Below are 1,379 nucleotides of genomic sequence, written 5' to 3' on the forward strand. Positions count from 1 at the left end.
CGCATCGGGCACAGCTACGACTGGTCGATCACCTACCGCACGATCGACGACCACTCCCGCGCCACCGCCCAGCAGGCGTTCCTGCGCAACCTCGCCCGCGGCGAGGCCTACCAGGCCGAGGCTCCGGGGCTGTGGGACGTCACGTTCCAGACGGCCGTCGCCCAGGCCGAGCTCGAGGCCCGCGACTACCCCGGGCACTACCACCGGGTGGCCTTCCACGGCCCCCATGGCCCGGTGCACATCGAGACCACCCGCCCCGAGCTCATCCCGAGCTGTGTGGCCCTGATCGCCCACCCCGACGACGAGCGCTACCAAGGCCTGTTCGGCACGACGGTGACGACCCCCCTGTTCGGTGTCGAGGTCCCCGTGCTCGCCCACCCGGGCGCCGAGATGGACAAGGGCGCCGGCATCGCGATGTGCTGCACCTTCGGTGACCTCACCGACGTCATCTGGTGGCGTGAGCTGCAGCTGCCGACCCGCTCGGTCATCACCCGCAGCGGTCGCCTCCAGGGCGAGACCCCTGCCTGGCTCGAGGGCACGCCCGGTGAAGCCCTCTACGCCGAGCAGCTCGCGGGCAAGACCCCGTTCGGGGCACGCGCCGCCCTCGTCGACGCCCTGCGCGAGTCCGGTGACCTCGACGGCGAGCCCAAGGCCACCCAGCGCATGGCGAACTTCTACGAGCGCGGTGAGAAGCCGCTCGAGATCGTCACCTCGCGCCAGTGGTACATCCGCAACGGCGGCCGCGACGCCGAGCTCAACGCGGCGCTGATCGCCCGCGGGGAGCAGATCGACTTCCACCCCGCGTTCATGCGCAGCCGCTACGCCAACTGGGTGAGCGGGCTCAACGGCGACTGGCTGGTCTCCCGCCAGCGCTTCTTCGGTGTGCCGATCCCCGTCTGGTACCCCCTCGACGCCGACGGCGAGCCGGTCTACGACACCCCGATCGTCCCGGACGAGAGCGCCCTGCCGGTCGACCCCGCGGCCAACCCGCCGGCCGGCTACACCGAGGACCAGCGCGGCGTGCCCGGCGGCTTCATCGGCGACCCCGACGTGCTCGACACCTGGGCCACGTCCTCGCTCAGCCCGCAGATCGCCGGCGGGTGGCGCAACGCCGACGGCACCGGCACCGACCCGCTGTTCGACAAGGTCTTCCCGATGGACGTGCGCCCCCAGGGCCACGACATCATCCGCACGTGGCTCTTCTCCACGGTCGTGCGCGCCCACTTCGAGCACGGCAGCGTGCCGTGGACCGACGCCGCGATCAGCGGCTGGATCCTCGACCCCGACCGCAAGAAGATGAGCAAGTCCCGCGGCAACGTCGTCACCCCCGAGGACCTGCTCAAGGAGCACAGCGCGGATGCCGTGCGCTACTGGGCGGC

Annotated in this window: 1 protein-coding gene; it reads left to right on the plus strand. The window is 71.6% G+C overall.

Annotated elements, in window-relative coordinates:
• On the plus strand, positions 1–1,379 hold a 1,379-nt coding region (locus PLL68_RS15230), incomplete at both ends, for a class I tRNA ligase family protein (RefSeq protein WP_324535551.1).

Source organism: Ornithinibacter sp., assembly GCF_035443565.1.
Classification (GTDB): domain Bacteria; phylum Actinomycetota; class Actinomycetes; order Actinomycetales; family Dermatophilaceae; genus Fodinibacter.